This window comes from Maribacter sedimenticola (assembly GCF_900188415.1).
Classification (GTDB): Bacteria; Bacteroidota; Bacteroidia; order Flavobacteriales; family Flavobacteriaceae; genus Maribacter; species Maribacter sedimenticola.
This window is the reverse complement of the sequence record NZ_FZNV01000002.1, coordinates 794,198-818,900: the sequence shown is the minus strand read 5'-3', so window position 1 is coordinate 818,900 and position 24,703 is coordinate 794,198. Positions and strand designations below refer to the sequence as shown.

The window sequence follows — 24,703 nt, the reverse complement described above, 5'->3', positions numbered from 1 at the left end:
TATGGCTATGAACGTAAGAAAAGGGTATCGGTTTCAGAAATACGAAGCACCCGAACAATCAATATTTGAGCGGCTATTTGATGTTTTTCAAGAGCTGATCACACATACTTCAGGTGATTTTGACGAGGCTATCGATTGGCTTCGCGAGTTGGACAAGGAATATGAACTGACCACCGAAGACTACACTATAGACGATTTTATAGAGGAGCTTAAGCAAAAAGGCTACATACGCGAAGAGTTTGAAAATGGTGGTGGTGACGGTGAAAAAGGTACGGATGACGGTGGCGGCGGAAACATTTCTATTACCGCTAAAATGGAGCGTATTATTCGTCAGCGTGCCTTGGACCAAATTTTCGGAAAACTAAAGCGTAGTGGTTCCGGCAACCATAAGACCGGTAAATCCGGGCAAGGAGACGAACATACTGGCGATTTTAGGGAGTACCGTTATGGTGATGGTCTAGATAATATTTCGATGACCGAGAGCCTTAAAAATGCCCAAATTAATCACGGTATGGGCAGTTTTCAATTGAGTGAGGAGGATTTGGTGGTAGAAGATACGCAGTACAAAGCACAAATGAGTACCGTACTCATGATCGATATTAGCCATAGTATGATTCTCTATGGCGAAGACCGCATTACGCCCGCAAAAAAAGTGGCAATGGCTTTGGCCGAGCTGATTACCACGCGCTACCCAAAAGATACACTGGATATTTTGGTGTTCGGTAACGATGCGTGGCCCATTCCAATTAAAGACTTACCGTATTTAAAAGTGGGTCCATACCATACCAATACCGTGGCCGGTCTACAATTGGCGATGGATATGCTACGTAGAAAACGGAATACCAACAAACAGATTTTTATGATTACCGACGGAAAGCCTAGTTGCCTGCGCATGCCAGACGGTACCTATTATAAGAACAGTGTGGGTCTGGATGATTTTATTGTGGAAAAATGTTACAATAAAGCCAGGGAAGCGCGTAAATTACATATTCCCATTACTACTTTTATGATTGCGCAAGATCCGTATTTAATGCAGTTTATACGTCATTTTACGGAAGCGAACAAGGGAAAAGCGTTTTTCACGGGACTTAAAGGCTTGGGGGAAATGATTTTTGAGGATTATGAGGCGAACAGGAAAAAGCGACTTAAATAGTTGTTCGTTGTCGGCTAATAGTAGAATTATATAAAAGTATTGAACAGATAAGATTTAAAAGTAAAAGGAAAATAATATAACATTTAAAGGTTGAAACTGGTTCGGTGATACCGTCAACAACCAACTATCAACCATTAACAAATATATGAAGCATACAGATATAAAAACTTTGGGCCAATTGGTCAAGTCCGGATATCAATCCAAAAAAATAAAGGACGAATTACGTGATAACCTTCGTGAAAATATAAAAGCAGGAAAAGATAGCTTTGAAGGAGTTTGGGGATATGAGGATTCCGTTATTCCGGAATTGGAGCGTGCCATTCTTTCCCGCCATAACATTAACCTATTAGGATTACGGGGTCAGGCAAAAACTCGTTTGGCCAGATTAATGGTCAATCTGTTGGATGAATGGATCCCTGTTGTAGAAGGTTCTGAAATTAATGATGATCCCATGTTGCCCATGTCTCGCTATGCGTTAGAACTGATAGCTGAAAAAGGTGATGATACACCTATTTCATGGTTACATAGAGAAGACCGCTTTTATGAAAAACTTGCTACTCCAGATGTTACCGTGGCCGATTTAATTGGTGATGTAGATCCTATTAAAGCTGCTAATTTAAAGTTGTCCTATGCAGATGATCGTGTTATTCATTTTGGAATGATTCCCCGTGCCAACCGTTGTATTTTCGTCATTAACGAATTACCGGATTTACAGGCACGTATTCAAGTATCGCTTTTTAATATTTTACAGGAAGGTGATATTCAGATTAGGGGATTCAAGTTGCGATTACCGTTAGACCTTCAATTTGTTTTTACGGCAAACCCGGAAGATTATACCAACAGAGGTAGTATTGTTACCCCATTGAAAGATAGAATTGGGTCGCAGATTCTAACACATTACCCTGAGGATATAGAAACGGCTCGTAAAATTACCGAGCAAGAGGCAAAATTGGATGCGCGGCAGTCAGAAAGTATTTATGTGCCCAGCCTGGCCAAGGATTTATTGGAGCAGGTAAGTTTTGAGGCTCGTGAGAGTGAATATGTAGATGCTAAAAGTGGGGTCAGTGCACGTACCAGTATAACGGCATTTGAAAATTTGCTCAGTACGGCCGAACGTAGAACCTTATTGAACGGAGCCGATACGACCATGGTACGGTTAAGCGATTTTACGGGAATTATTCCTGCAATAACAGGGAAGATAGAATTGGTTTATGAAGGTGAACAGGAGGGTGCGGACGGTGTAGCCGAAATATTAATAGATGATGCCGTAAAATCACTATTTCCACAGTATTTCCCAAAAATCAATAAACTGGAACGTAAAGACGAAGAAACCGTATATGACGAGTTGTTGCATTGGTTTTTTCAAGGAGAGGGGTTTGAACTGTTAGATGATTTTACCGATGAAGAATACAAACGCGCCTTGGACAGTATACCTGCATTAAACCAATTGATCAAGGACCATCAACCGGAATACCCAGAAAAAGATGTGTATTTTCTAAAAGAACTTTTGTTATGGGGCCTTGTATCCCATAAGAAATTAAACAAGCAACGTTTTACGGACGGTTATGAGTTCAAGGACCTGTACAGTAGTTTTTTAAAGGGTATCTAGAATTAAATAACTATCGTTATATAATTTATTGATATCTATTCAGGTAATTGCATTTTAATGTCAAGATGTTTTTTTAAATTAATATACTTGTTAAATACAGCTCATAAAAAAAAACCTCAATAAGAAATTATCGAGGTTTTTTTATATCTCAAATCGTTTATTTCCAATGATCTACATGTTGATTTGTCTCATCAAACAAGTACGTGCCTACTATTTCTTTTCTATATACAATTGCTAAAAATGTAACCAACAACAAAACGGTGTTTAAAAAAAGAATTATAAAACCCATTGGCAAAAAGGTGCTAGGAATAAGGTGATTTTCAAAATTGTGGTAGGTTGTTAATATAATTATTGTCTCAACAAACCTATAAATATAAATCAATGAAATGATGTATAGCACATATTCTAAAGTTCGCATTGGCGGATCACTTAATTCTTCTTCGTTGATTTTAAACCAAAGCACATACAGAAATATTAAATGCACAATTGATACTATTGGAAAGATATAATTATCAGGTTTAAAGAAATAAAACTTGTTTGTATATAGTCCGTAAAAACTGAAAATACTTAATAGAAACAGCACAATGACCGACACAATTAATGTACGTTTCCAAGTCAATATTCTTTTAATTGAATTCATAAAGTATTATTTTACGGTTTCTGGGACACCATAGTTTCAAATCAAGAACGGGTATGTTTTTGATATATTTCAAAGAAATCGATGAACGGTTTACTTTGTTGTTCAAGTTCTTGACTATTAGTTAACCATCCATTAATATTACCTTATTATAAGCAAAAATGCAATAGTACAAATACTTTAGATTCAATAGAAAGGAGTATGACAGATGTTTGTTCAATTAATGAAAATAAATATTTTGATAGACACCCAAATTGAATTTTCTATCTATAAGAATTTATACCAACTGTTGAATTTTTTAACATCAACCAAACAATAATTACCTGATGGCTATTTTGCATAAATTGTATATACATTTACACCTATGAGCAAGTACCGTTATCGTTATATTGTCCGGTTACAATACTTAGGGTTTAGATATAGTGGCTGGCAAATTCAGCCCAAGCACAAAACAATTTCAGGAATGCTTGAAAAAACCTTTGTGTTTCTTTTTCCCGACCAAGATTTTAAAATATTGGGAGCAGGCCGTACGGATGCCAAGGTTTCTGCCTTAGATGCCGCTTTTGAGCTTTTTTTAATCAATGAATTACCAGATTTGGCGATATTTCTTAAAGACTTCAATAAGAATTTACCCTCGGATATCAGATTGGTTTCCATAGAACCTGTAGGTGAGGATTTTAATATTATCAAGGACAGCAAAATCAAGGAATATCTCTATTTCTTTTCGTTCGGGACTAAAAATCATCCGTTCAGTGCTCCATTTATTACCAATTATATAGAACCATTAAACCTTGATTTAATGAAAGAGGGTGCTACCTTGTTTCAAGGGAAACATGATTTTTCGGTCTTTACAACGGCAGATAAGACCAAGCATAAAAAAATAAGGACTATAACTTCATGTAGTATTATTAAAAACACCCTTTTAGAGGCCAATTTTTTTCCGGATAATAGTTACATATTAAAAATTCATGGTGAAGGATTTATGCGTTACCAAATACGACTGATCATGGGCGCATTGGTGCAATTGGGCAGAAACGAACTGACTCTTGACCAAATTAAGTCGGCCTTACAACCGGGTAGCGAGCATAAACTTACCAGTATTGCCCCTGGTTCTGGTTTGTTATTAAACCAAGTAAATTTTAAAGGGTAGATTTCAGTTTTAGTATATTTAAGAAAATTAAATTAGATGGCGCTTCGTAAAAAGTTAGCATTCCCAAAGAGAAAAAAGAAAAAATCCCGTGTACATAATAAAATGGGCAAGGCTCCAGGTACGGTGAGCTATATGGGCAATAAAGAGCGATCGGACAGTACCATCTTCAATATTTTATACAATCCATCGGGTTTTGAACAACAGGAATTCAACATTCTAGATGATTTTTTGGCTTCTAATCGTAGTGAAAAAATTTCATGGGTCAATATCGTAGGTATATCAGATGAGCCGTTTATAGAACAATTGGGCAAACACTTTAATCTAAACCCTTTGGTACTTGAAGATGTAGTGAATACGGAACAAAGACCAAAAATAGATGAATACGAGGATTATATTTTTGGGGTATTCAAAATGTTATATATCTCAGAAGAGGAAAAAGTAGTGGGGGAGCATATTGCCTTGGTACTGTTGGAAAATACGGTACTGGTATTCCAAGAAGTTAAGGAAGATGTATTCAACGGGCTTCGAGAACGTATTACGGGTAAATTGGGCCGTATTAGAAGTAGGGGGGCAGATTATCTTTTCTTTGCTTTGTTGGATGCCATTGTGGACAATTATTTTCTGGTCATAGAAAATCTAAACCATAGGATAGAGCAATTAGAAGACGAAGTATACAATAACCCGGCACCGGATGTTGCCAAGAATATTCAATTGCTTAAAAAAGAGATACTTCAGGTAAGAAGGTGGATCTATCCGGTAAAGGAATTGATCAGTAGGCTTATTGACACGGAAAACAACCTAATAAAAAAAGATACAAAGTTATTTTTACGCGATGTACAGGATCATACCATAGAGATTAACGAGAGTTTGCAAATTTATCGTGAAATGTCCATGAGTTTAATGGAAATGTATATGAGCAATATGAGTAATAAAATGAACGAAGTCATGAAGGTATTGACCATAATGGCTTCCATTTTTATACCCCTTACCTTTATTGCAGGTATCTACGGTATGAATTTTGACCATATGCCGGAACTTCACTACAAATATGGCTACCATGCCGTTTGGGCAGTAATGATTGTTCTTTTTATTGGTATGATGATATATTTCAAAAAAAAGAAATGGCTATAGGCTACCCCTAAAATTCTTTACAATTAAAGGTTTGTTCATTTGGGTCAGCCCATACGCTCGTTGCACCATATCTTGCACGTAGGCTATGCTGACATAGAAACTATATGGTAAGATTCTTCTGAATTTTCCGCTATGTCATTGGCAAATAGTCTTGGGTATACCATATTGGTATGCGTAGAACTAAAAAATGAATATTGCTATGAAAAAGATAATTCTTACACTTTGTATGACCGGGCTATTATTAACGAGTATACATGTAACGGCTCAAGAAGTTGACCCAGAGGTTCTTGATACGAAAATATCTAAATCGTATACGATTAATGATGGTAAAAAACTCATTAAAAACACCGTTGAAATTACCACAAAGCGACTAAATACTATAGAAAGGGACGAAAAGGACGAAGGCAAAATAGATCAGGCCAGGGTAGTGGATAGTATTGCCACAATTGTAAAAACGGTTAGAATAGACAATGATGAGGACGATGATTTTGATGAGAAAATTGTGTTCAGTTATGAATCTAAAACGCCAGAGGATTTTGTGTTGGTCTCTAAAAACGATGAACTGGTCGTTGCCATGGACGATGGTGAAAATCTAAAAATCGTAGAAAATCTAAATTTAAAATCCAAGAAAATGGATAATGATAAGGCTACATATATTTTTACCAACGAGCAAGGTGAAAATATCGAATTTTTAGTGGAAGAATATAATAGATCTTATACCCACACTTCCAGTAGATAAACAATTCTATTACCAAAATTTAAAAAGTAAAAAGAGCCTATAATGGCTCTTTTTTTATTCAAATTATGGAGTTGTTATTAACCGAAAAGATCAGAGGAAAGATAACGGTCCCCACGGTCGCACACAATAGATACTATAGTTCCTTCTTTTAGTTCGTTTGCCAGTCGTAAGGCTACTGTAGCGGCGCCACCACTGCTCATACCTGAAAAAATACCCTCTTCCTTGGCTAAACGTTTCGCCATTTCCTTAGCTTCATCCTCACTTACTTCCATAACTCGGTCTACTTTGGAACTGTCAAAAATTTTGGGCAGATATTCTTTTGGCCATTTTCGTATGCCCGGTATGCTAGACTCATCCGTAGGCTGTACGCCTACTATTTGAATTTGATGGTTCCTTTCCTTTAAATAGGTAGATGTTCCCATTATAGTACCGGTAGTACCCATAGCAGAAACAAAATGGGTAACGTTACCTTGGGTATCGTTCCAAATTTCTGGACCGGTAGATTTATAGTGTGCCTGCCAATTGTCATTATTTCCAAATTGGTTCATCATTATGAATCCTTCGTTCCGTACCTTGTCCTCAGCATAATCACGCGCTCCTTCAATACCAATATTTGCTGGGGTAAGGGTAACTTTTGCTCCATAGGCGCGCATGGTCTGTACCCGTTCTTTGGTCGCATTCTCTGGCATGACCAATTCAATATCCAATCCGTATATACCTGCAATCATGGCCAATGCAATACCGGTATTGCCACTTGTTGCCTCGATCAATTTGCTGTTTTCGTTAAAATCACCGCGCTCCAAGCCCATTTTAATCATATTATAGGCTGCCCTGTCCTTTACACTGCCTCCGGGATTATGACCTTCCATTTTAAAATATAGGCTTACATTGGGGTTAGTGTTAAGTACCCTTGACTTCACCAACGGTGTATTACCGATTAATGCTTCTATGGTATTAGACATTTGGTAAGGTTTTAATTTTTATTTCAGGAGTATGGAAAACAGTAGAATGGGGTGGAACGGAAGCGGTTATCCAAGCATTTCCTCCAATAACACTATTGGCGCCAATTATGGTATCACCTCCTAATATAGTGGCATTTGCATAAATAGTTACATTGTTTTCTATTGTTGGGTGCCGCTTGGTCTTTTGTAGGTTCTTGGCAACAAATAAGCCGCCAAGGGTTACCCCTTGATAAATTTTAACATCATTCTTAATAATGGCGGTTTCACCAATCACTACTCCGGTACCATGATCTATGTGGAATGATTTGCCGATCTCCGCCCCAGGATTGATGTCTACGCCGGTTTGCCTATGGGCATACTCCGTCATTAGTCGGGGTACCAAAGGAAAGCCAGATTTGTAAAGTTCATGTGCCAATCTATATACGGATATGGCATAGAATCCGGGGTAGGCCATATATACCTCTTCTATGGATAATGATGCAGGATCGCAATTTACGGTCGCTTCTGCATCCAAATTCAAGCTCTCCAAGATATTAGGCAACTGCTCTACATAATTCTCCCAAACTTTTTTACAGGGTTTGTCACTTTCCCAACAGGCCAATTCCACAAGGTCATCAAACTGGGATTGTAACTTACCCAAATTGTCGGCAACCGGGGTTTCTATATCAAAAAGTGTATAAAAAAGTAAATCCGTAAATTCCTCTACATTTCTTTTTAGACGAAACCTTAAATTAGGTTGCTTTTTGTGGGCGTTTATTTTTTCGATTATTGATCGATGGTCCATGGTTATGCATTAGTTCCCCAAAATTAACCAAATAAATAAAAGGACTTCCTGTCTATTGGTTAACTTTAGCTTAAAATCACAAGAGCTAGGTCGTATGTTAGAAACAAATATTACAAAGAGTACCTTTCAATTTTTAAAATCACTACAAAAGAATAATAATAGGGACTGGTTTGCTGAACATAAGAAACAATTTAATGCAGAAAATGAGGCTACTAGAAGTTTCTTTGGCCATCTTTTGGAACTGTTAAGCGCCCATGATGAAATAGAGCGTTTAAAAGTGTTCAGGATATATAGGGATGTTCGTTTTTCCAAGAATAAAACGCCTTATAAAAATAGCTTTTCAGCATCTTATGCTAGAGCGGGACTTCACCGCCGTGGGGGATATTATGTGCACTTAGAACCAGGAAACAGCTTTATTGCTACCGGATTCTGGAATCCGGAAAAGGACGATTTGTTGCGTATTAGAAAGGAATGGGAACTGGATGTTTCTGAACTTGAGCAAATCATCAACAAACCTCAATTTAAAAAAGTGTGGGGCCCATTGACAGGCGATGAACTAAAAACCGCACCCAAAGGATTTGACAAGGAAGACCCCAATATTGATTTTATTAGAAAAAAACAGTTTGTATTTACCAGAAAATTTACCGACGCAGAAGTACTTTCCGACAATTTTGCTCAAGAAATCAATACAAGTTTCAAAATCATTCGCCCGTATTTTGATTTAATGAGTTCAATTTTAACTACGAATCTTAATGGGGAATCCTTATTGGATTAATTGCAGTTTGTCAAAATATTGAATCTGGTCCTGTAAACGTTTTATGACCATATTCATCATACGCTTATTGTACGCAGATGAATTCAAGATATACGTTTCATACTCATCTTGGGTAAATTGACCAATGATCATTCCCTTTAACGCATTACGATATTTGATGTCTTTTTGAATGGCGTTTGCAATGTAGTTCATCTGCTTTTCTAGACCATATTCGTAAAATGTGTTCTTCATTTTTTTAATATAGTTTTGAAAGGATATGAGGAACAGATCGTTCTGTAATTTTAATATGGGCCGTAAGGTTTGGTTCTGAAATCGTTCTTCTACACTCATGTTGGGAAGAATTTGGGCCGAGGGAATAGTGGGGCGAATATTGAGTAATTTCTGGGTCCTTTCCATAGCATTATAGAATTTACTTAAAGGTACATATTAGTTTAGGCTATTGACGGGGACGTTGTAGAAGTTTTAAACCTGTTATGAACAACATTATGTAGTAGTATTTATATTGATATTTTAGGTATAATCCAATTTCTTCTTTGGCTAATTATCATAATCTAAAATTACCTTAGAGACCATTTTGGTATTGACAATTCTGATGTCCAGAATGAATTAAGTAGATGTATTCTTATTTTTACGTATAACTTTGTACTCGTAAAAAGTAAAACACTACGACATGAGATTTCATACTAGAAAATTGGTGAAGCCTGGCGATTTAAATTCTAACGGAACCCTATTTGGAGGAAGACTTTTGGCTTGGATAGATGAGGAAGCAGCACTTTATACCATTATACAATTGGAGAACGGTAAGATCGTTACCAAATATATGTCCGAAATCAACTTTATGAGCGCAGCAAAAAAAGGGGATGTTATTGAAATTGGAATAGAGGTCGTAAAGTTTGGAAAAACGTCCTTGACCCTAAATTGTGAAGTTCGTAATAAAATGAACCATGAAACCATTGTTACGGTAGACAATATCATCATGGTAAATTTAGGAGAAAACGGTAAGCCCAAGCCACATGGAAAAACTAAGATAGAGTTTGTAAAAGACCGTTTGGCCGCCCTTGGAGAAGAGGATTAAGCTTTGCTAAGTTCTTGGGACACTTCCTGTACTTCGTCCAGTACCCTTAAAAGGTTCTCTCCCCATAGTTTGGCTATTTGTTTTTGGGTATAGCCCCGTTCAACCAGTTCTAAGGTTACGTTCAAGGTTTCGGACGCATCGCTCCAACCTTCAATACCACCTCCGCCATCAAAATCTGAACTGATACCCACATGGTCTATTCCCATAAGTTTGACCATGTAATCTATATGGTCCACAAAATCCTTTACGTTGACGGCTTCTGGTGCATCGGGACGGTTTTTGGCCAATTCCTTTCCTATTTGCATCACTTTAGGATAATTTTCCATAAATGCTTCTTTCTGTTCGTCACTAAGTGTAGAAAATTGGGAACGTTCATACCATTCAATCCCCAAGGAATCGGCTACAGTTACATAAATAGCCTTCATGTATTCCGATCTTGCGTTATGCTTTTCGGTATTTAGATACGAACTAAAAGCAACGGTCTGTACCACACCACCGTTCTCTTTTAATTTCAATAATAATTCGTCATCCAAATTTCTACTGTGATCACAAAGTGCTCTTGCAGAGGAATGTGATGCTATAATAGGTGCCTTTGAAAGGGCAAGCATTTGCTTAATGGCTTCTTTGGAAGGATGAGAAATATCTATCATAATTCCCAATCTATTCATTTCATTAACAGCTTGTTTGCCCAATTCACTTAAACCATTATTTAACCATATACCATCTGCTTCTCCCGTATTGGAATCAGAGAATTGACTATGGCCGTTATGGGCCAACGAAATATATCTGGCGCCTAGGTCATGGTATCGTTTAAATTCGCTCAAATCAGTACCCATAGGATAGGCATTTTCTACTCCGATCATGGCAACCTTCTTTCCAGAAGCTATTATTTTCCTGACATCGCTGGAGTTTAATGCCAATGATATGTCGTTAGGTGCTATAGTTTCTGTTAGTTTATGAATGGCCTCAAACTTTTGCATGGCATTGGTTTTTGCATTTTGATAGCCTATTTCCGTTAGACTGTCCTGTCCCGTATAAACGATTAACCAAGATACATCCAGGCCTCCATCTTTCATCTTTGGCAAATTCACCTGGGTTTCAAGACGTTGCGTATAATTGACGCTGTCCGTGAAGTTCTTGATATTGATGTCGTTATGGGTATCAATCGTAATTACTTCTTCATGTATTCGTTTTGCTTTTTCCAAGGTGTTTTCAATAGGTTTTTCAGCTTTTTCTGCACAGGAAAAAATCGTTAACAAGCAAATAAAATAGATGATCGGTCTCATTGATTATTTTTTAGACCTACAATTTAAGAGTATTCACAACAAATAACCACCCCTAGGAAACATTTTATTGCCGACAAGGGTATAAAGGCCCATTTTTAAATTAAATAACTAATTGAGCATAAATAATTAAAGAACCATTAGTCATGTCCATTTCAAAAACTAAGGATTTAATTGGTCAACTATCTAATTTGGAGCGAGCGGTAAGTGAATTTTCATTTGAGGAATTGAGCGCCGATGATGCCAAAGAACTTCAGTTGTCATTTAATAGCTTTAGAAATAGCATAGAGCATCACATATATACGCCAAAAACCGGCAAAAAAACCAATGGTAGTGTGATCAAGAACAAGGAGAAAGAGGAAATAGAAAAAAAACTATTGAACCAAAATCAATTTATTGCACATGTTAGCCATGAAATACGGACTCCTTTGAACAGTATTATTGGTTTTGCGAATTTATTGAAGGAAGAAAATCTTAATGAAAGTCAAGATAAAAAAGTACAGGCCATACAATTTGCATCCACATCTTTATTGAAAATCATTAACGAGGTTTTAGAGTATTCCAAAATATCATCGGGAAATATCAATTTTGAGACCATTGATTTTAATTTATCGTCCTTAATCAATGATGTAATGTTTCTCTGTCAGACCCTCATGTTGGATAATAACATAAAAATGATCGTTGATGTCGATGATGACGTTCCAAGCAATATTAAGGGTGATCCAACCAAATTATCTCAAGTATTGTTGAACTTATTGGGCAATTCCATAAAATTCATCAATAAGGGATTTATCAAATTATCGGTTTCTGTAAAAAAAGAGCACAAGGACCATCATGAATTGAAGTTTACCGTAACGGATACGGGTATTGGTATATCAAAGGAAAAACTTAAAAAAGTATTTAAGCGATATGCTCAAGCAGAAGAAGATACGGCTATAAAATATGGTGGTACGGGACTTGGTTTGTCCATAACCAAAGAAATCGTAGAAAAGCAAAAAGGCTCAATAACCATTGAGAGTAAAGAAGGTAAGGGCACCATAATTAGCTTTACCATTCCCTATGCGGTTGGTAATGCAAAAAACATTCCCTTAAACCTAATTGAAAGTTCCAATATAGAAAATGGCAAAAAATTACTTGCCGGAACAGAAATTCTAGTATTTGAGGATAATTTAATGAATCAGCATTTGATCAAGGAACAGTTGATGAAGTGGGATTGTAAAGTACACACCCACGTTAACCTCAATAAAGGGCTGGCCGTATTGGCGAACAAAAAAATTGATTTGGTCCTGATGGATTTAAAAATGCCTAACATAAATGGTTTTGAAATGTCTAATGCCATACGCCAACATAAAAACGCTCAAATAAACACAGTGCCCATTGTAGCATTCAGTGCAGATTTTACCGAACAGGATAGTAAGGACTGTAAGGATATTGGCATTAATGATTTTCTGTTAAAACCGTACACATTAAATGAATTGATGACCGTCATCCTCAACAATAAAAGAGAAAAGACGAAAAGAACTACGATAAAAAAAATGCTTGAGAAACAAATGATAGAACCTAAGGAAACCACAAAAGTAGACCTTAACAACTTGTTAAGCGATTGTTTTGGAGAATTGGATATGCTTAACGAACTCGTTAAGCTGTTTAAATTGAACGCTCTGGAATTCATTGGAAATGTTAAGATGCATCTTAAAACGGAAAATTTGCAAGAAATAGCATTGTCCGCCCATAAACTAAAGGCCGGATTCGCCATGCTTAAGGCTAATGGTATGCGACAATTGATCGTTGATCTTGAAGCAAACTCTAAGGCCGGGAACCTGGAAAAGGTTAAGAATTTATACCAGATGTTTTTGTTGGATTATCCAAGATTGGAAGAGAATATAGATTACCACCTAACCATACTAAATAAAAAATAATGGGTAAACACGTGCTGTTGGCAGATGACGACCAATTATTGGCCTCATTGTTGAATTTTAGGCTCAAAAAAGGCGGTTATGAGGTGCACCATTCCTCTAACGGTAGGGAGGTAAAGGAATACCTTACCAAACAAAGACCGGATATTATCGTTAGCGATATCATGATGCCCTATTTTTCTGGTATAGAGCTTATAGATTTTGTGAGGAACGACTTAAAATTAAGTACGCCGATCATCATCATATCCTCCGCAGGTAACGAACAGAACGTTCTTAGTGCCTTTGAACTAGGCGCAAATGATTTTATCACTAAACCGGTTAGTCCCACAGAATTATTGGTACGTGTTGCAAGAGAATTAAATAAATAAAAACTGTTTTGTTGACTCCCCCTAAACAAATCATATATCCGCTGATCAAGGCCCCGGAATTCAATGCTGAATTTTTAGGGTGGCTGACCGTGGTATTTTTGGTTTTAGCGGTTATGTATTTTTTGGGAACGTTTTTGATCCGTAATAAACTGGGCTCTCAGGGTGCGCTTACCAAAGACAAAAAAATGGAGTTTTCACCTATGATCAGTGAATTTTTATTCTACGAGGATTCCAACACCAAGGAGGAAAAGAAAACATACCTCAACTTAAAGGTCCAAATACGGGAATCCATTAAGAATAATTTTGATAGAAACGTTTTGACAGAAGTCCTGTTAGATTTACGTAAAGATCTTTCAGGTCAATCCCAAGATGTGTTAATGGCATTGTACAAGGACTTAGGATTGCATATTACGGCATACGACAAACTTTCAAGCAGAAGGTGGCAAATCATATCCAGTGGAATTTTGGAACTAACGGCCATGGAGGTGCACGAGGGGTATACGCTAATCATTAAATTCATAAACCATAGGCAGAGTACTATCCGTAAACAGGCAGAAAGGGCAGTGGTAAGCCTTAAAGAAGAAGGAATTTGCTATTTCTTGGACAATACCAAGTATAGGATTTCTGAATGGCAACAGCTTAAATTGTTAGATATTTTAAGACATAAGAGTGATTTTGTACCTCCCCAATTTAGTTTGTGGTTGACTTCTACCAATGTGGATGTAGTACTTTTTTCCTTGCGACTCATAAAATATTTTAAACAGAATAATGCCGAAAAGTCTATCATTACCCTTTTAAAGCATAAAAAGAAAGTTATACAATTAGAGGCCATTGATTGTATCAAGGAATTCTATTTTATAAATGCCATACCCACTTTAAAATTGGTTTACCCAAAAGCAGGCAATGACGTAAAGATTGCCATTTTAGATGCTATTGGTGAAATTGGCACCAAGAACGAGTTACCGTTTTTACAGCATTGGCATTCCAAGGAACGAAATTTTAATATTAAGAGTAAGGTCATTGGAACCATTAACAAGATCGATCCGGAAAGTATACTGCCAACAAGTAATATCAAGAAAACTACATTTTTCACATCAGATATTGAGGAGGATATTGAACCAACGATCATAGTTCAACAAGAAGAGGAAATAGAACAATTGGCCACCCAGTTAGATGAAACGGAACAGGTAAATAAACCTGTGGAATTGATTTCAGAAGAAAAGGAATTTTTTGAACATGAAGAACTTACAATCCCAGAAGTAAAGGATGTTGAGGAAATTACCCCAGAAACTCATGACATGGATGAGGAAATTTTGGTTTTGGATGACTTGATGCCGATGGAAACAGTGGGGAATGAACTTACCGAAATGGATAATCAGTTAATCGATTTACCACAAGAAAACACTGAGGAACCTATAGAAGACTTAAAGGAAAATATTGAAACAGAGCTGGTTTTGGATTTTCTGCCCTTGGTCATTGATGAGCCACAAGAAGAACCGGTATTATTAAATGAAGGAATTGATGAACCGGATTTTGATTTTGCCCTTGAAGATAGTCCACTGCAACAAGAGGAGCTTACAGTACAACAGGTGATGAACAAATCACTTTTGGACTTTAAGGAAATTGATTGGGTAGCGTTAACTGAAGATGTCAGTGAATTACCCATGCAAGAAACTACTGATGCAATAGTTTTTAATAATACATCAAGAGCCAATGTACTCAGCTTAAGTGCAGACTTTCTTGATGATGAGGAGCTTGAAACAATGGTACTTCTTGAAAATATAGCCGATATGGGCGATAATAGGGAACTACCGGTACTACAGAACATCCTGAACAATAGTGCTTCAACAATTATTGTCGATCGTGCCAATGAACTTATTCAGAAATTCAGCTATGAAATGCCTAGACCGGCAGAACTATTTGCCCCGGACAACGCATTATCGGAAAGTGTGTTTGCCGAAATTTTCCATCTATCGGATATAGAAACCCAATTCATACTTCTAGATGAAATAAAAAAGATAGGTGATGAAAAAGAAATGGCACTCTTACAAAGCCTGATAAACGGAAACAATGAAGCTTTAGCCAAAAAAGCGAAAGAAGTTTTACAGGTCGTAACGGATAATTTGGCGAAAACCGAAAAACGTGGCGATGATGAAATGGAGAATAATTTGTTTCAATTGGATTTTGAATTGGAACTGGAATCGGCAACTAAAAGTAATAGCGCTAATTCGTTAAAAGAAGGTGGTTCAACCTTGTTTGACCACCTGTGTGCAATGTCTAGCAGCTTTTATACTAAAAAGAATGGATAGTGAATTATTTGGCATAGTACTGGAATACATCAATTTTGTATTCTTCATGTTTACCATGATCTTGTTTATCATGTTCTCTGCCATGGCTTATTTTTCCACAAGAAATTCCATTCACTATAGAAACAAGAACAGTTTCACGGATGTTTCCAAAATTATGGCCTCTCCCTTGGCGCCGACCATTACCATAATTGCTCCGGCATATAATGAAGGATTGACCATTGTTGAGAATATACGTTCCTTATTGTCCTTACAATATGTAAACTATGATGTAATGGTGGTCAATGACGGTAGCAAGGATGACACCTTACAAAAATTAAAGGATGCCTATGACCTTGTAAAGATCGATGTGGAAATGGATCCTGACTGGAAAAGTAAACCTGTAAAGGCAATTTATAGATCCAACAATAGGGCATTTTCCAAATTGACCGTAGTGGATAAAATGAATGGAGGAAAATCCGATGCGCTCAATACGGGCATTTCATTGTCCACAAGCAAGTATGTAGGCTGTATAGATGTAGATTGTCTCTTACAACCGGATGCCTTGCTGCATGTGGTAAAATCTTTTTTTCAACGTTCCCAAAAAAGAGTGATCGCGGTTGGTGGCGTGATCAGGGTTGCCAATTCCTGTATTATTGACGGTGGGCAGTTGGAAGAAATAAGATTACCTACAAATTGGTTGGCTAGATTTCAATTATTGGAATATACACGCTCTTTTATTCTAGGTAGAATGGCCTGGGGAAGAATAGATAGTTTATTGATCATTTCCGGTGCATTTGGTTTTTTTGAACGTGAGATCGCCCTGGCCGTAGACGGTTATGATACTAAGACCGTAGGGGAGGATATGGAAATTATCTTTAAGATGCGCCGTTATATGCACGAACGTAAGGAGCCCTACACCATTGAATATATACCGGATCCATTATGTTGGACAGAGGTACCGGAAGATTTAAAGATTTTGGTCAACCAACGCGATCGTTGGGCACGTGGCAATTTAGAGACACTGTTCAAGCATAAGGACATGTTGTTCAATTCCAAGTTTGGTAGATTGGGACTCTTAAGCTATCCGTACTGGTTCTTTTACGAATGGCTATCCCCATTATTGGAATTCTTTGGATTTTTCACGGTGATTATGTTTGCCTATTTGGGCATATTGAATTGGAAATTTTTTATCTCCATATCCTTGGCCATATACCTATTTTCTATCATGATCTCCTTTTATGCCATATTATGGGATGTATATTCCTATAACCAATACAAGAAAACAAAGGATATTTTGATCCTTATGGGCCTTGCCCTTTTAGAGCCTTTTATATTCCACCCCATTGTGGTCTATGCAGCGGTTAGAGGTAATTATAAAAAATTGTTTAAAGTTAAATCCGGATGGGGCTCACAGGTTCGCAAAGGATTTGCAAAAGCTAGTTAAGCATACAAATGAATACAAGTCAGTTAGATAGATATACCTTAAAGCAATACACCAGGCTTATGATATCCTTTTTTGGATGCTTGCTCGTATTAACGCTTTTTCAGTACGGCATACTCTATTTTAAGGGTGTTTTGGATACCATTTGGTCTACCAGCTTGTTGAAAGCGATTATTCACCAAATAGGGTTTACCGCGCTAATGGGCATCATTATGGTATTTCCTTTTAATTTCTGGGAAAATTTAAGGCCTAGATATGGTTTTAACCTGGTCTTTGTGTTATTGGGCATTGTGCTTATAATTGAAGCCATGCTTATAGGGTATTATTGTACCACATTGGTTCCATTGGGATCTGATCTTCTAGGGTATAGCTATTCCGACATTAAAATCACCATTGCCAATTCTGGCGGATTAATGCTTTCCATTTACCTATTTATTGGTATAGTTATCCTAATCGGTATATTTTTAGGATTGTATAGGGTTACTTCCAAATTTTATCACCGTATAAGCAGCATGTATCCTTTTACGATCATTCTGTTCAGTTTATTCTTAGGATCATTGTTTACAGATGGTAAACCCATTAACCAAAATAAAACACAGTATTTGGCAATAAACCTCTATAACAGTAGTACGGAGGACAATACCTACACTTCAAATGAAGAATATCCACTTATTAAAAACCCTACGGTAGAAAACGTACTTGGTGAATATTTTGAATTGAAAGAGGAAAAACCAAATATCGTTTTTATAATGGTAGAAGGTCTTGGGCGAGATTTTATGGGTGAAGGAGCAGAATATGGTGGCTTTACACCTTTCTTGGATTCCTTGAGCACACAGTCGCTCTATTGGGAGAACTTCTTGAGCAATACCGGAAGAACCTTTGGCGTATTGCCATCCTTATTGGGTTCCTTGCCGTTCGGTAAAAGTGGATTTATGGAACTGGATGAATTTCCAAATAAGTTGACCCTTTTTAGTGTCCTTAAGAACAATGGATACCATACCTCGTTCTATCAAGGAACCAATAGTTCTTTTGATAAGGTAGACCGGTTTCTTAAGAGTGAAAACATAGACTTTGTGCTGGATAAATCTGGTTTTGGGGTCAATTACCAACAACAGGCAGAGGATGCCGCCGGTTCCTCATGGGGGTATCCTGATAAGGAATTGTTCAAGAAAAGCATCAGTTTACCTAGAGCGGAAAAACAGCCAAGGCTAGAGGTCTATATGACCATTAGTACCCATGAGCCTTTTATTCCGCCAAACCAGGCCTATTATGAGCAGGAAGTCGCCAAGTTATTGAAAAAAGGAAATTATGACTCCAGGGTAGAAAATGTTATTGAAAAGAACGATAATGTATTCGCAACCCTTTTATATACAGATGAATCTATAAAATGGTTCATGGACGCCTATAAATCACAACCTAATTATGAGAATACCATTTTCGTAATCACAGGAGACCATAGACTAATTCCTATTCCGCAACGAAATAACATAAGCCGTTTTCACGTACCGCTGATCATGTACAGCCCTATGTTAAAGCGTACGCGCAAGATGAGTTCGGTTTCTTCTCATTTTGATGTGACGCCAACTATTTTATCAATGCTCAAAAATCGGTATGAATTAAAAATGCCCAAAAAAGTAGCTTGGATGGGCGGTGCCATTGATATGGAAACTTCATTCAGATCAACCAAAAATATTCCCTTAATGCGTAATAAGAATGAATTGAAGGAATATATAAGTGGCGATAATCTTTACACGGATGGCGATGTAGTAGAGCTGGAGGATAATATGAACGTAAGTTCTTCGTTCAGTAGTGGATCCAAGATAGAATCGCAACTAGAATCCTTTAAATCCATGAACCATTACGTTACGAGCGAAAATAAAATTATCCCCGACAGTTTGGCCATTTTTACGATACAAAAAGAAAAATTTACGGATAGCGAAACGGTATGGCTCAATAGTGTTTATGACGGAAAAGATTCTGACAAGGGTTATTTTAAGGCCAGGGATTTGGCATGGAACAAAAAATGGGACCAAGCACTTTTGTTATGTCGTTATAATCTCTCTGAAGCTCCTAGCCATATTGATACCAAAATCCTTATGGGAAGGGTCAATTCTTGGAAAGGCAACCATAAGGAAGCCATTAAGATCTTAAAGGAATGTATTGAAGTAAATCCCAATTATATAGACTCCTATGCAGCTCTATTTGATATTTATTACTGGTCAGACCATTATAAGGAAGGACTGGAACTAACGTACATCGTTGAGGAAAATAGTGCCAGCGCCCATGAAATCAAGGACAAGATCGATCGTGCAAGAGTATTGGCAAGAAAAGCGGGTATTAAGATTGCTTCTAAAACCAAATTAACGGCATCTAATTCCTTGGCAGCAACTAAATAATGAATAGCAGTAAGAAACATATCGTTCTTTGGTTTTTCATCCTATGCTTAGGAGGCATTTATGCGCAATCTCCGGAAAATTCAACCGGGTATTCCCTTACTTATGATAGTGCCTATGACTTGGCGTTTGCAGGCAAAACATCCAAGGCCAATTCCATATTGGGCAATTTGGCCAAAGAACAGCCCCAAAATACGAAAGTGACCGCTCTTTGGGCCAGTACGTTAAGCTGGAAGGGGAATTACGACCAAGCTCGCAACGAGTTCAACAAAGTGCTAAGTGCGGACAAGAAAAATAGAGAAGCATGGATTTCCGCCATTAAAAATGAGCTTTACGCCAAAAATTATGCTACGGCCTTAGGATTGGCCAACAAGGCATTGGTGAACATAAATGATGATACCGAACTTGTCCGACTCAAGGATTTAGCCTTTCAAAATGTCCAAGGAATTTCGTATCCTAAAAATGGGTGGTATAATGTAGATAGTAAAATCACCACTTTTGGGAAAGCTAAAAAGAAAATGGATAATGCTGGTAAACCAAAAAATGAGGTAGCCTCGCAAAACAAGGAGAATAGTATCAGAAAAACTCCTGTGACGGAAGAAGTAGAGAAAAATAGGGTAGCGGTAAATAGTTCGGTTACCGTATTTGACCAGCGATTTAACCCCATTACTTCCTCAAGTATCTCCTTTAAACGGCAAACCAAATTTGGCAGTATAATTCCACGATTAAACTTTAGTAGCCGTCAAGGAAAGAACGGCCTTCAATATGATATTGATATGTACCCCAAAATTGCCAAAGGATTCTATGCCTATGTTAATTACGGGTATTCAAATTCAGAACTATTCCCCAATCACAAGGTAGGAGGAGATGTATATTACAACCATAAAAGTGGTGTAGAATTTTCCGGTGGTGGGCGTTTTATCAACTTTGCCACCAGAAATGTAAAATCGATTACCAATTCACTAGGGTATTATAGGGGCAACTATTATTTTTCATTACGTTCCTTTATTACGCCCGGAGAGGAAGCTGAGCTGACCAAAGCCTCAGGAAATATTTTGGTCCGTAAATATTTAAAGGATGCGGAAAATTACATGGGCCTCAATTTTGGTATTGGTTTTTCACCGGAATTAAGACAATTCTCTTCAGGAGATCAGTTATTGGCAGAAACCTTGCTATATATTGAATCTCAACGGTTGAGCTTTGAATATCAATTTACGAGCAAGAACAATCTTAGCGCCTACCGTACCAACGTAGGAGTGCTTAGACAAGAGCAATCATTTGCACCAGGTACCTATTTTTATTCCTTTTCTGCAGGATTGACCTATCAATTTAATTTTTAATAGGTTATCCTTTTTATCAATCCTACTTTAAGTCAAAAATCTTGTATGAAAAAGACTCTATTTAGGGATTTTCATATCGGTAATCCACTTATCTGCATACATACCATAGACCAATCCCAATTCATTATCCTGAACATATTGCTCATCCTTGCCGGGATCAAAGTTTACGTTGTATACATAAACCTTTATGCCGGCTTCCTTTAATTTCAATAACAGTTTATTTTGACTGGCTATCATTCTTCTGGATAGGCCCACATATTTAACATTGTTTACTTTTAGAAAATTAATCTTGTCTCCCTTAATGGCAAGCAGCGGTTCTTGGGATATCATGGCTTGGATACCATGTTCAGAAGCTTTTTCAACGGACATAACGCTGAATAGTTCCATAATAAGACGGTCCTTGTCAATAAAGGCATCGGCAAAAGCAATGGGGTCATTTACCTTGTCCGTAACCAGAATTGCATCTGGATGTGACTTAAACCATGCGTTGATGCCATTCATATCCATGGTAGTATAGTCCCCATAAATTTTTTGTTTCATAAACTGTTCATGTGTAGGAGGCAGGCTACCTGTATAATCTGTAAATCTGGCCCACATATTCCAATCGTGTGCAGCCACCAAATGCCCGTCCGAAGTGGTAATAATATCCAATTCAAATAAGCGGAACCCTCTTTTGTAGTTTTGATCTAGGGCATCTTTGGTGTTGGTGGATTTTACCCCATTGACCTCACCACCTGCATGGGCAATATATCGATTTATATTAGGTTCAAATTCATATTTGATTTTAGGGAAATATTCCTTTTGATTGCCAATACCTGAAGGTATTTCAACTGTTTTAACAATGCTGGTATCATGAATTTCTTCTGTAATCGTTGCATTAAAATTGTGCATGATATATGCTTGTCTGCCTTTTAAATTACTTAGTTGTACGAACCCCAAGTCCTGTAAGGCCTTAGCAACATCACCTAGACTGGCTGCAGCGGAATCATGTGCTAAAATGGCCATATTTGCGTCATCTGCAATCATAGTGCCCAAGACTGTTATAAATTCCTGCGCCTCGTCCTTACTTCCATAGGTGTCAAATGTTTTGTATTCAAGTTGGTCGGCATTTATAAAATGAATAATGGTAAGACCACGTTCCAAATGCTCCTGTTGGGATAAATAATTAAACGAGCTTCTTTTTTTGGCATTAAAACTATGACTGTTCAATTCTAGGGTTACAAATGAAATACCTTCTTTTTGCGAAGGTTCAATTACATTGGCCCATCCTTGAAAAAAAGCGCATAACATTACAACTTGTAACACCAATGTAAATCGTATAAAATTGATAGGGGTAGGGGATAATTTTTTCATTGATATACGGAATTGTTTACTTCTATATTTTAGGTAAAATGATTATATAATTAACGGAAAATAGGGGTTCATATTGTTGTAATACAAGCCATTATATTATTCGTGCATTACGTACCTTTTACCTGCAAAAACTTAGGACAATAAATGGATTAAGTATGTTATTTTTAATTATTTGGTGGTTCAAGTACATATTTAATAATGAAATATATCGCCGCCAAAGCGATGGAATATCGATAAAAAACCAATATCTTAGATAAACGGCACCCCTCAAAACCCCTATTTTATAAGGGTTCAAGGCGATTTTAAAAACTCAAACATCACTTTTTTGTAGGTTTTACAACAAAATTAAAATAGTTCACCACAATTAATTGTCGCAGCATGGTCTTACAATTATATTTACTTCATTGAAATTAATGACCCAAATTAATATTAATTAAACCTACGCACATGCTTTATGACACCTACGGTGAAGAATACTTAGTGTTTCTTCAAGATTTAAATGAAATTTTAAGTTTAAACGAATTAGCCGAATTGGATTATATGTAGAATGTTTTCCAATTGAATCAACCAAAAAACAAACCTATGGCACATCAAAACCAAGATTTTTCATCCTATCAGAATTTTATTCAGGATTTAAATGACATTCTAGTAAATTTTAATATCAGTAAATTAACCTATTCATAGGTTTATATCCCTGTTAACTAAAAAAGCGTCCATTTTATAATGGACGCTTTTTTTATTTGTGGTAATAGGTTGTTATTAGCCTAAATAGGTCTTCAGTAATTTGCTTCTTGAGGCATGACGCAATTTACGGATCGCCTTTTCACGAATCTGACGAACTCGTTCCCTGGTCAGATCAAACGTTTGCCCAATCTCTGCCAATGTCATGGACTGTTGGTCACCAATACCGTAATATAGTTTTACAACATCTGCCTCTCTTGGGGACAAGGTATCCAAAGCTCTATTAATTTCGGTATTTAGGGATTGCTGCAACAAGGAATTATCTGGCCTAGGAGATTCGCCTGAGCGCAAAACATCATAAAGGTTGGAATCTTCCCCTTCTCGTAACGGTGCGTCCATAGATACGTGCCTACCAGAGTTCTTAAGACTTTGTTTCACCTCGGAAACGGTCATTTCAAGTTCTTTTGCAATTTCTTCTGGAGATGGCGGACGTTCATGCGCCTGTTCCAAATAAGAAAATGTCTTTTTAATCTTATTGATAGAACCAATCTTGTTCAATGGTAAACGTACAACTCTTGATTGCTCTGCCAAGGCCTGTAGAATAGATTGCCTGATCCACCATACCGCATAAGAGATAAATTTAAAACCTCTAGTTTCATCAAATCTTTTCGCCGCCTTTACTAATCCTAAATTTCCTTCGTTAATTAAATCGGGTAATTTTAAACCTTGATTTTGATATTGTTTTGCAACGGATACTACGAACCTTAAATTCGCTGTCGTTAACTTTTCCAAAGCTGCTTGACTACCTTCCCTTATCTTTTGTGCTAACTCAACTTCTTCATTTGCGGTAATCAAATCTATTTTACTGATATCTTGCAAGTACTTGTCTAGTGATTTTGATTCACGGTTCGTTACCTGCTTAATAATCTTTAGTTGCCTCATATGTGTGTATGGAATTTAGAAGTTATACAAGTTTACAGTATACCACAATTTATTGTCTTTACCAAGGAAACTTCATTATAGTTCTACAGGATTTATTAGCTTTAACAAAGATTTAGGTATTTAGGTCTTTAGCCGTACATGGTGTATTTTTGATGTTTTACAGACGTATTTTATGAGTAAAAGGGCCTTAAAGACATACCTCTCCAAAATGCCAAAAAAAGCGTTGGAAGAACAGATACTGGAACTGTATACAAAATTTCCTGCGGTAAAGACCTATTACGATTTTGCCTTTAATCCTAAAGAGGACAAATTGATACAGGAGGCCAAGGCCAAAATATCCAATGAATATTTTCCTGTTAGAAGAAAGCGCCCAAGGGCCCGGCGTTCCGTAGCCCAAAAATTCATTAAACATTTTATAAAATTAGGGGTAGAACCCAATTTAATTGCAGATGTAATGTGCTATAATTTGGAAATCGCACAAACATTTTCCATGGAAAGAAATGTAGCGGATTCCTTTTATAAAAGTATGCTCAATTCCTTTAATGAAGTAATACAGTTTACGGTAAACCAAGGTGTTTTCCCTGATTTTAAGACTAGAATAGTAAAGATTTATAAAGAAACCCAACAACAGCGATGGCCGTTAGAGGAAGATTTCTCAAAGGCCTTGGATATAATAGAATAGT

Annotated in this window: 21 protein-coding genes; 14 read left to right on the top strand and 7 right to left on the bottom strand. The window is 37.0% G+C overall.

Annotation, left to right across the window (positions count from 1 at the left end; translation table 11 throughout):
- Window position 1: 1 nt before the first annotated feature.
- Together CHB68_RS08665 and CHB68_RS08660 are read left to right on the top strand one after the other, a co-directional pair.
- Window positions 2-1,153, top strand: coding sequence for a vWA domain-containing protein (locus CHB68_RS08665; RefSeq protein ID WP_089260442.1), 1,152 nt, complete (start codon window positions 2-4; stop codon window positions 1,151-1,153).
- A gap of 145 nt (window positions 1,154-1,298) precedes the next feature.
- Window positions 1,299-2,762, top strand: a complete 1,464-nt coding sequence (locus CHB68_RS08660) for a magnesium chelatase (protein ID WP_089260441.1) — start codon at window positions 1,299-1,301, stop codon at window positions 2,760-2,762.
- Window positions 2,763-2,919: 157 nt separating this feature from the next.
- Here CHB68_RS08660 and CHB68_RS08655 read toward each other — a convergent pair whose 3' ends face one another.
- Window positions 2,920-3,402, bottom strand: a complete 483-nt coding sequence (locus tag CHB68_RS08655) for a hypothetical protein (RefSeq protein WP_089260440.1) — start codon at window positions 3,400-3,402, stop codon at window positions 2,920-2,922.
- A 361-nt stretch (window positions 3,403-3,763) separates the two neighbouring features.
- Here CHB68_RS08655 and truA point away from each other — a divergent pair, with 361 nt between their 5' ends.
- From truA to CHB68_RS08640, 3 genes are all read left to right on the top strand, one after another.
- Window positions 3,764-4,549, top strand: a complete 786-nt coding sequence (gene truA / locus CHB68_RS08650; protein ID WP_089260439.1) for a tRNA pseudouridine(38-40) synthase TruA — start codon at window positions 3,764-3,766, stop codon at window positions 4,547-4,549.
- Between the two features lie 36 nt (window positions 4,550-4,585).
- Entirely contained in the window at window positions 4,586-5,680 is a 1,095-nt protein-coding gene (corA, locus tag CHB68_RS08645) for a magnesium/cobalt transporter CorA (protein ID WP_089260438.1), read from the top strand.
- A 199-nt stretch (window positions 5,681-5,879) separates the two neighbouring features.
- Window positions 5,880-6,419, top strand: coding sequence for a hypothetical protein (locus CHB68_RS08640; protein WP_143815185.1), 540 nt, complete (start codon window positions 5,880-5,882; stop codon window positions 6,417-6,419).
- Window positions 6,420-6,496: 77 nt separating this feature from the next.
- Here the strand turns inward: CHB68_RS08640 and cysM are convergent, their stop codons facing one another.
- Together cysM and epsC are read right to left on the bottom strand one after the other, a co-directional pair.
- Entirely contained in the window at window positions 6,497-7,381 is an 885-nt protein-coding gene (gene cysM, locus CHB68_RS08635) for a cysteine synthase CysM (RefSeq protein ID WP_089260436.1), read from the bottom strand.
- Entirely contained in the window at window positions 7,374-8,165 is a 792-nt protein-coding gene (gene epsC / locus CHB68_RS08630; RefSeq protein ID WP_089260435.1) for a serine O-acetyltransferase EpsC, read from the bottom strand. The genes cysM and epsC overlap by 8 nt, the downstream gene beginning before the upstream one ends.
- Window positions 8,166-8,259: 94 nt before the next feature.
- Between epsC and CHB68_RS08625 the strand changes: the two genes are divergently transcribed.
- The gene (locus CHB68_RS08625; RefSeq protein WP_089260434.1) at window positions 8,260-8,940 is read left to right on the top strand and encodes a DUF2461 domain-containing protein; all 681 of its coding nucleotides are present in this window, start codon (window positions 8,260-8,262) and stop codon (window positions 8,938-8,940) included.
- On the opposite strand, the gene CHB68_RS08620 is transcribed toward CHB68_RS08625, so the two are convergent.
- Window positions 8,929-9,336 (bottom strand): glyoxalase, encoded by a 408-nt coding sequence (locus CHB68_RS08620; RefSeq protein WP_089260433.1) that lies wholly within the window; start codon window positions 9,334-9,336, stop codon window positions 8,929-8,931. The genes CHB68_RS08625 and CHB68_RS08620 overlap by 12 nt on opposite strands.
- Window positions 9,337-9,610: 274 nt before the next feature.
- Here CHB68_RS08620 and CHB68_RS08615 point away from each other — a divergent pair, with 274 nt between their 5' ends.
- Window positions 9,611-10,015: an acyl-CoA thioesterase gene (locus tag CHB68_RS08615; RefSeq protein ID WP_089260432.1), complete on the top strand. Its 405-nt coding sequence runs from the start codon at window positions 9,611-9,613 to the stop codon at window positions 10,013-10,015.
- Here CHB68_RS08615 and CHB68_RS08610 read toward each other — a convergent pair.
- Window positions 10,012-11,301: a dipeptidase gene (locus CHB68_RS08610; RefSeq protein ID WP_089260431.1), complete on the bottom strand. Its 1,290-nt coding sequence runs from the start codon at window positions 11,299-11,301 to the stop codon at window positions 10,012-10,014. The two genes, CHB68_RS08615 and CHB68_RS08610, sit on opposite strands and share 4 nt — an antisense overlap.
- A gap of 143 nt (window positions 11,302-11,444) precedes the next feature.
- Between CHB68_RS08610 and CHB68_RS08605 the strand changes: the two genes are divergently transcribed.
- The 6 genes from CHB68_RS08605 to CHB68_RS08580 are packed head-to-tail and all read left to right on the top strand — an operon-like array spanning window position 11,445 to window position 21,044.
- Complete coding sequence (locus tag CHB68_RS08605) at window positions 11,445-13,217, top strand: ATP-binding protein (RefSeq protein ID WP_089260430.1); 1,773 nt, start codon at window positions 11,445-11,447, stop codon at window positions 13,215-13,217.
- Window positions 13,217-13,582 carry a response regulator gene (locus CHB68_RS08600; RefSeq protein WP_089260429.1) on the top strand — a complete coding sequence of 122 codons (366 nt, stop codon included), beginning with the start codon at window positions 13,217-13,219 and terminating at the stop codon, window positions 13,580-13,582. The genes CHB68_RS08605 and CHB68_RS08600 overlap by 1 nt, the downstream gene beginning before the upstream one ends.
- Window positions 13,583-13,593: 11 nt before the next feature.
- Window positions 13,594-15,891, top strand: coding sequence for a hypothetical protein (locus CHB68_RS08595; RefSeq protein ID WP_143815184.1), 2,298 nt, complete (start codon window positions 13,594-13,596; stop codon window positions 15,889-15,891).
- Window positions 15,884-17,314 carry a glycosyltransferase family 2 protein gene (locus CHB68_RS08590; RefSeq protein ID WP_089260427.1) on the top strand — a complete coding sequence of 477 codons (1,431 nt, stop codon included), beginning with the start codon at window positions 15,884-15,886 and terminating at the stop codon, window positions 17,312-17,314. Before CHB68_RS08595 ends, CHB68_RS08590 begins: the two co-directional genes overlap by 8 nt.
- Before the next feature lie 8 nt (window positions 17,315-17,322).
- Complete coding sequence (locus CHB68_RS08585; RefSeq protein WP_089260426.1) at window positions 17,323-19,707, top strand: LTA synthase family protein; 2,385 nt, start codon at window positions 17,323-17,325, stop codon at window positions 19,705-19,707.
- Window positions 19,707-21,044, top strand: a complete 1,338-nt coding sequence (locus CHB68_RS08580) for a YaiO family outer membrane beta-barrel protein (RefSeq protein ID WP_089260425.1) — start codon at window positions 19,707-19,709, stop codon at window positions 21,042-21,044. The genes CHB68_RS08585 and CHB68_RS08580 overlap by 1 nt, the downstream gene beginning before the upstream one ends.
- Before the next feature lie 57 nt (window positions 21,045-21,101).
- On the opposite strand, the gene CHB68_RS08575 is transcribed toward CHB68_RS08580, so the two are convergent.
- Together CHB68_RS08575 and CHB68_RS08570 are read right to left on the bottom strand one after the other, a co-directional pair.
- Window positions 21,102-22,397 (bottom strand): interleukin-like EMT inducer domain-containing protein, encoded by a 1,296-nt coding sequence (locus CHB68_RS08575; RefSeq protein WP_089260424.1) that lies wholly within the window; start codon window positions 22,395-22,397, stop codon window positions 21,102-21,104.
- Window positions 22,398-23,156: 759 nt separating this feature from the next.
- Window positions 23,157-24,020, bottom strand: coding sequence for a sigma-70 family RNA polymerase sigma factor (locus CHB68_RS08570; protein ID WP_089260423.1), 864 nt, complete (start codon window positions 24,018-24,020; stop codon window positions 23,157-23,159).
- Window positions 24,021-24,192: 172 nt separating this feature from the next.
- Here CHB68_RS08570 and CHB68_RS08565 point away from each other — a divergent pair, with 172 nt between their 5' ends.
- Window positions 24,193-24,702 (top strand): DUF6155 family protein, encoded by a 510-nt coding sequence (locus CHB68_RS08565; RefSeq protein WP_089260422.1) that lies wholly within the window; start codon window positions 24,193-24,195, stop codon window positions 24,700-24,702.
- Window position 24,703 lies beyond the last annotated feature (1 nt).